This window comes from Kitasatospora sp. NPDC057512 (genome assembly GCF_042802135.1).
Taxonomy (GTDB): domain Bacteria; phylum Actinomycetota; class Actinomycetes; order Streptomycetales; family Streptomycetaceae; genus Kitasatospora.
This window is the reverse complement of sequence record NZ_JBHVET010000547.1, coordinates 1-5,967: the sequence shown is the minus strand read 5'-3', so window position 1 is coordinate 5,967 and position 5,967 is coordinate 1. Positions and strand designations below refer to the sequence as shown.

Sequence of the window (5,967 nt, the reverse complement as noted above, 5' to 3'; positions counted from 1 at the left end):
CCGTCCGGGCGGGGGCGGGGTCATTCGTGGCGCAGGGCGTCCGGGCGCATCAGGCGCAGGAGTTGGGGCAGGCCGAGGGCGGTGGTGAGGAGGACCGCGCCCGCGGCGGTGGCGGACATGGCGAGCAGGGAGGCCCAGTCGGTGTTCAGGGGGACGCCGGAGGAGTACTGGAGGACCGTTCCGGTCAGGAGGCCGGCGGCGATGGCCAGGGCCAGGCCGAGGGCCATCGGGAGCAGGGTCTGCCACAGGACGGACAGGGCCAGGACGCGGCGGGGGGTGCCGACGGCGTTCAGGACGCCGAGGACGCGGCGCTGTTCGCGCAGGCGTTCCAGCTGGCCGACGAGCAGGCTGAGAGCGACCAGCAGGAGGGTGATCGCCGATCCGGCGGTCAGCAGGCGCTTGACGGCGAGGTAGGTGGCGTCGGGGGCGGGGTCGAGCGGGAATTCGGTGCGGGCCTGGGGGTCGATCGCCATGACGGCGGTGGTGAGGTGCTCCTTCGGGTCCGGGAGTGCGTCGGCGAGTGAGACCAGGACGGTGGCCGGCTGTCCGCGCAGGGCGTCGGCGGGGACGGCGGCGGGGGTGAGCAGGAGCAGGCCGGCTCCGATGCGGCCGTTGGGGTCGGCGTCCTGGACGGGGGTGACGGTGGCGGTCGGGGCGGGCAGGGGGAAGGGGGCCGGTTCGCCGGTGCCGCGGTAGTAGGCGGCGTGGACGGTCGTTCCGGGCGCGACGGGGTCGACGCCCGGGCGGGCGGTCGGGCCCTGGAGGGCGAAGGCGTCGCCGTCCTTGCAGTCGGGCAGGGTCGCGAATCCGCGCAGGACGGCGCAGGAGGCGATGCGGACCGAGGGCAGTTGCCAGGACGTGGCCGTGGCGCTCTCCAGCGAGAACTCGGTGTAGGCGGCGGTGGCCTGGATCCCTGCGCTGTGGGCGAGGCGGTCGGCGAGGGCGTCGGCGGTGGGGGCGCCGCCGGGGAAGGTCACCGACTGCCGGTAGGGGCTGGTGGTGGGCTGGGGCCGGGTGTACTGCTCGTACTGGGTGCTGATGCCGAGGAAGAGCGTCTGCAGGGCGATGGCGCCGGCGATGGCGACGACGACGCCGCTGACGGCGGTGGCGGCCGGTCCGGAGCCCGTCTGCAGGCGGCGGGTGGCGAGTTGCCAGGACAGGGCGCCGCCGCCGGCCCGTCGGGTGACGGCTTCCACGAGCCAGGGCAGGAGGGTGCAGACGCCGGTGAGGGTGAGCAGTACGCCGAACGCGACGAGGAGTGAGCCGCGGGTGCCCTGGGCCGGGTCGGAGAGGGTGAGGGCGAAGACCGTCAGGGACAGGCCGGCCAGCGGCAGCATGAGGCGCCATCCGATCCGGCGGCGGCCGGGGGTGGAGCGGCGGACGGTGCCGAGCGGATCGAGGGCGGCCCGGCGCATGGCGAGGAGGGTGACGCCGACGGCCATGAGCGGGACGACGACGGCGATCGCGGCGGCGATGGCGGGCTGGGGTGCGACGTCCTCGGGGTAGAAGCTGAATCCGGCGAGGCGGACGCGTCCGATGAGCTGTCGGCCGAGGAGGAAGAGCGCCGTTCCGGCGGCCAGGCCCAGCACCGTTCCCACCAGGGACTCCCCCGCGGCGATCCGGGCGGTCATCCGGCGGTCCGCGCCGCCCAGGCGCAGTGCGGCGAGCCGGCGGTCGCGGCGTTCGCCGCCGAAGCGGGCGGCGGCGGCGAGGAAGACGCCGACCGGGGCGAGCATCACGGTCAGGCCGACGGCGTTGAGCAGGACCAGCTTGGGGTCCATGGGTTTGGGCGGGGAGAAGTGGCCGAACGCGGTGATCCGGACGGCGCCGGTGTCGACCGAGAGGTGGTCGCCACCGAGGACGTAGTCGGCCTGGCCGGGTCCGAGCAGTCCGGCGGGGCCGATGGTGCCGGTCACGGGGTAGGGCAGGCGTTCGCGCAGCAGGTGGTTGGCGGGGTCCTTGAGGAGGTCGGCGAGGGCCGGGGAGACGGCCATCGTGCCGGGGGCCGGGTAGGCGGCGAGGCCGGGTGGGAGTGCGGCGTCGGGGCCTTCGGGCTGGACGACGCGGCCGCGGACGGGGGTGCCGTGGAAGGTGGTGTCGGCGGTGGCGACGAGGACGGTGCGGTCGCCGGGGGTGGGCAGGTCCTCGTCCCGGAAGGTGTCGTTCTGGGTGTAGAGGCGCTGGTCGCGGTGGTGGACGATGCCGGGGAAGGAGGCGGTGAAGAGCAGGAGGGCCACGCCGAGGCCGACGCCGCAGGCGGTGAGCAGCAGGCGGCCCCAGCCGTCCCGTCCGCTGGTGACGGCGAGTCGGGCGCCGAGGGCGAGTTGGTCCAGGTGCGGTCGGCGGACCCGGGGGTCGGTGGCGCTCACCGGGTGGTGGCCAGGTCGCGGGTGCGGCCGTCGCGGACGACGATCTCGCGGTCGGCGTAGGCGGCGACCCGTACGTCGTGGGTGACGAGGACGACGGCGGCGCCGCTCTCGCGGGCGGCGCGGGTGAGCAGTTTCATGACGCGTTCGCCGTTGAGGGAGTCGAGGGCGCCGGTGGGTTCGTCGGCGAAGACGGCTTTGGGGCCGGTGATCAGGGCGCGGGCGGCGCCGACGCGTTGGCCCTGGCCGCCGGAGACCTCGCCGGGGCGTTTGGCGGCGGTGTCGGCCACTTCCAGGCGTTCCAGCCATTCGGCGGCGCGGGCTTCGGCGGCCTTGCGGCGGGTGCCGTTCAGGCGCAGCGGGAGGGCGACGTTCTCCAGGCAGGAGAGTTCGGGGACGAGTTGGCCGAACTGGAAGAGGAAGCCGAAGTGGGTGCGGCGCAGGGCGCTGAGTTCGGTGTCGGTGCTGGTGGTGAGGGAGCGGCCCTGGTAGGTGATGGTGCCCTGGTCGGGGCGGGTGATGCCGGCGAGGCAGTGCAGGAGGGTGGACTTGCCGGAGCCGGAGGGGCCCATGACGGCGACGAGTTCGCCGGCGGCGACGGTGAGCGAGGCGCCGGCGAGGGCCGGGGTGGGGCCGAAGGACTTGTGCAGGTCCTGGGCGTGGAGGAGGGGTTCGGCGGTGGTCAACGCGGGGTCTCCGTCAGGCGGGCGGTGAGGTCGTCGAGGCGGGCGGCGGTGAGTTCGAGCCAGCGCAGGTCGGCTTCGAGGTGGAACAGGGCGTGGTCGCAGATCAGTTCGTCGGCGAGGTCGCCGGCGAGTTTGCGGCGGGTCAGTTCGCGCATGGTGCGCAGGTGTTCGGCGCGTTGGGCGTCGAGGACGTCGGCGGCGGAGCGGCCGGTGAGGATGGCGAGCACGACCTTCTGGTAGAGGGTGCTCTGCAGGTACGGCTGCGGGTCCTCGGGGTGGGCGAGCCAGTCGGCGAGGTCGGTGACGCCGGCGTCGGTGATGGCGTAGCGCTTGCGGTCCGGGCCGCCGCCGGCTTCCACGCCCTCGACGACGACCAGGCCGTTCTTCAGCAGGCGGGAGAGGGTGGCGTACACCTGTCCGTAGTGCAGGGCGCGGTCGCGGCCGAAGTGCTCGTCGTAGAGGCGTTTGATGTCGTAGCCGTGGCGGGGCTGGGCTTCCAGGAAGCCGAGGAGCATCTGTCCGAGTGACATGATCAAGGACTATACACACCATGTATACATGGCATGTATAGCGGGGCGCGCGGGGCCGCCGCCGGGCCCGGGGAACGCCCCGGGGCGTGGAGGCGCCCCGGGGCGTGGCCGTCCGGCCGCGCGGGTCAGCCGCGGCGCAGTGCGGTGAGCGGGGCGGGGGCGGTGCCGAGCCACCAGGTGGGGTCGGCGCTGCCGTCGGTGGTGCGGCCGTCGCGGTGGACGTGGTGGCGCACGTCCCGTCCGGGGTCGGCGAACTCGCCGGCCAGGGCCCGCTCCAGCCACTCCGCCCCGAACCGGAAGACCTCGGCCGCCACTCCCCCGAGCGGGTGGAACTCGTCCTCGTAGACCCGCAGTTCCTTCGGCGCCCGGATGCGCTCGAAGCTCTCCAGGGCCTGGCCGAGGTCGGTGAGCTCGTCGAACTCGCCGATCCCGTAGAGCACCGGGCAGGCGATGTCGGCCACCAGGTCGCCGAGCGGCATGCGGTGGGCGAGGTCGCGGTCGAAGGCCTCCTCGTCGGTGTACCCGGCCATGTACATGTAGTTGTTCTTGAAGGTCGGCTGGGCGCGCTCGAAGATCGTCGCGAAGTCCCCGGTGACGGCCTCGAAGGCGGCGAGCGCGGCCAGGCGGCGGTCGGCGGCGGCGGCCCGGGAGCCCCAGTAGCCGCTCATCGAGATGCCGAACATGCCGATCCGGTCGGCGTCGACCTCCGGGAGCGCGGCCAGGTGGTCGAGGTAGCGGCCGATCGCCCGCTCGTAGTTGCCGAGGTCGACGGTCAGCCCGCCGGCGCGGCTCTCGCCCTGACCCGGCCCCTCGATGGACAGCGCGACCATTCCGCGCGAGGTGTAGTAGCGCTCGGCCGCCCAGATGTAGTCCTCCTTGATCATGTCCATCCCGGGGCCGAGGATGACGGCCGGCGCGTTGCGGACCGGCCCGGCCGGCAGGTGCAGCAGGGCGAAGATCCGCGAGCCCTCGAAGTCCAGCTCCACCCGCCGCACCCGGCCCTCGCGCAGCGCGCCCAGGCGCTCCACGCAGTGGTTGGCGCGCTCGCGCATGGCCGCCTTGCGCGGGTCGGCCGCGTCGAAGAGCGAGTACTGCGCCCGGCCCCACATCACCGCCGCCCTCAGGTACAGGTCGGCGGCGGTCTGCGCGAAGCCGCCGCGCTCGTGGTGGGAGGCGCGCTCCTCGGCCTGCCCGGCCACCGTCGCCCACGCCTTGGGCAGCATCGCGCCGCTCCTGACCAGGGCGAAGACCTTGGCGAAGTCGGTGTGGTCGTGACCGAGCTGCTCCATGGTTCCGACGGCCTCGGGGTGCAGCGCGTCGAAGCCGCCCTGGGCGAGGGCGATGTCCAGGGCCCAGCTCTGGCCGGTCGAACGGACGGTCATGGCGGTCTCCTTCACGGGATCCGGCTGGGGATCCGGTCGCGGACCCCGTGGCGGGATCCGATTGGCTAAGTACTTAATGAATAAGTACTTAGCTATTAAGTCCCGAGGCTAGGCTGCTGTCAACCCGACGAAGAGGACCGACCATGGCCGAGCCGCCACCCACCGACGACCGCGCCCGGGCGCTCGACCGCCTGGCCCGCGCCGCCTACCGCCTCAGCGCCGCCGACGCCCGGCTGCGCGGACGCGCCACCCGCACCCCGGGCGCGCTCTCCCTCACCCACGCCCGGGCCCTGCGCACCCTGGCCGAACAGGGCCCCCTCAGCATCGGCGGGCTCGCCGCAGGCACCGAGACCACCGGCGCCGCCACCACCCAGCTGGTCAACGGCCTGGTCGCGGCCGGCTACGTCACCCGCACCCGCCGGCCCGAGGACAAGCGCTCCGTCCTGGTCGCCCTCACCGACACCGGCCGGGCCCTGCACGACCAGCGCCAGCGGGCGCTGGCCGACGCCCTGCACGGCGACCTGGGCGACTACGACGACGACGCCCTCGACCGGGCCGCCGAGGTGCTGCAGCGGCTGTCCGCCGTCTACGACCGGCTGTGACGCCCTGACCCGCCGGGGCGGGGGGCGTCCCTGACGTCCGGGGCGCCGGGGCTGGGCCGGATGCCGCTGTGCGGGTGCAGGGGGGCGGTGTTGCGGCGAGGTTGTGGACGTGGACACCGTCATCGTGCTCGAACCCGATACGCCGACCAACGTGCGGATCCTCGGCCCCGGCCGCGTGCCGGCCGACCCCGAGAACCCGGTACGGATGGCGCACGCCGCCCCCGCGGAGGCCTCGGGCGTCTGCGGGCCGCTCACCCTGTGCGGCCTGCGCACCTCCGAGATGACCCTCGCCCCGCACCGCTCCCCCGGGCCCGGCCGCCCGCGCTGGAACACCTGCGGGGCGTGCCGCGACGCCGAGGGTGGCGCGGCGGCCCGCGCGCCCGGGCCGGCGTAACCCGGCC

General features: G+C 74.4%; 6 protein-coding genes. 2 read left to right on the top strand and 4 right to left on the bottom strand.

Annotated features, from left to right (window positions below):
• Window positions 1–20: 20 nt before the first annotated feature.
• The 4 genes from ACFU6K_RS28735 to ACFU6K_RS28720 all read right to left on the bottom strand — a co-directional run bounded on the left by ACFU6K_RS28735 (window position 21) and on the right by ACFU6K_RS28720 (window position 4,964).
• On the bottom strand, window positions 21–2,369 hold the full coding sequence (locus tag ACFU6K_RS28735; protein ID WP_380667839.1) for an FtsX-like permease family protein: 2,349 nt from the start codon (window positions 2,367–2,369) through the stop codon (window positions 21–23).
• The gene (locus ACFU6K_RS28730; RefSeq protein ID WP_380667837.1) at window positions 2,366–3,052 is read right to left on the bottom strand and encodes an ABC transporter ATP-binding protein; all 687 of its coding nucleotides are present in this window, start codon (window positions 3,050–3,052) and stop codon (window positions 2,366–2,368) included. Before ACFU6K_RS28730 ends, ACFU6K_RS28735 begins: the two co-directional genes overlap by 4 nt.
• Complete coding sequence (locus ACFU6K_RS28725) at window positions 3,049–3,582, bottom strand: PadR family transcriptional regulator (RefSeq protein ID WP_380667835.1); 534 nt, start codon at window positions 3,580–3,582, stop codon at window positions 3,049–3,051. The genes ACFU6K_RS28730 and ACFU6K_RS28725 overlap by 4 nt, the downstream gene beginning before the upstream one ends.
• Window positions 3,583–3,707: 125 nt before the next feature.
• A complete protein-coding gene (locus ACFU6K_RS28720; protein ID WP_380667833.1) occupies window positions 3,708–4,964 on the bottom strand; it encodes an alpha/beta hydrolase in 1,257 nt (418 codons plus the stop codon).
• Window positions 4,965–5,107: 143 nt separating this feature from the next.
• Here ACFU6K_RS28720 and ACFU6K_RS28715 point away from each other — a divergent pair, with 143 nt between their 5' ends.
• Together ACFU6K_RS28715 and ACFU6K_RS28710 are read left to right on the top strand one after the other, a co-directional pair.
• A complete protein-coding gene (locus ACFU6K_RS28715; RefSeq protein WP_380667831.1) occupies window positions 5,108–5,566 on the top strand; it encodes a MarR family winged helix-turn-helix transcriptional regulator in 459 nt (152 codons plus the stop codon).
• Between the two features lie 109 nt (window positions 5,567–5,675).
• Window positions 5,676–5,960, top strand: a complete 285-nt coding sequence (locus tag ACFU6K_RS28710) for a hypothetical protein (RefSeq protein ID WP_117484918.1) — start codon at window positions 5,676–5,678, stop codon at window positions 5,958–5,960.
• The last annotated feature ends 7 nt before the right edge of the window (window positions 5,961–5,967 follow it).

What these genes read in the sequence shown, in the direction of transcription:
- ACFU6K_RS28725 (WP_380667835.1), bottom strand. Translation starts at nt 3,582, where the DNA reads ATGTCACTCGGACAGATGCTCCTCGGCTTCCTGGAAGCCCAGCCCCGC.
- ACFU6K_RS28720 (WP_380667833.1), bottom strand. Translation starts at nt 4,964, where the DNA reads ATGACCGTCCGTTCGACCGGCCAGAGCTGGGCCCTGGACATCGCCCTC.
- ACFU6K_RS28715 (WP_380667831.1), top strand. Translation starts at nt 5,108, where the DNA reads ATGGCCGAGCCGCCACCCACCGACGACCGCGCCCGGGCGCTCGACCGC.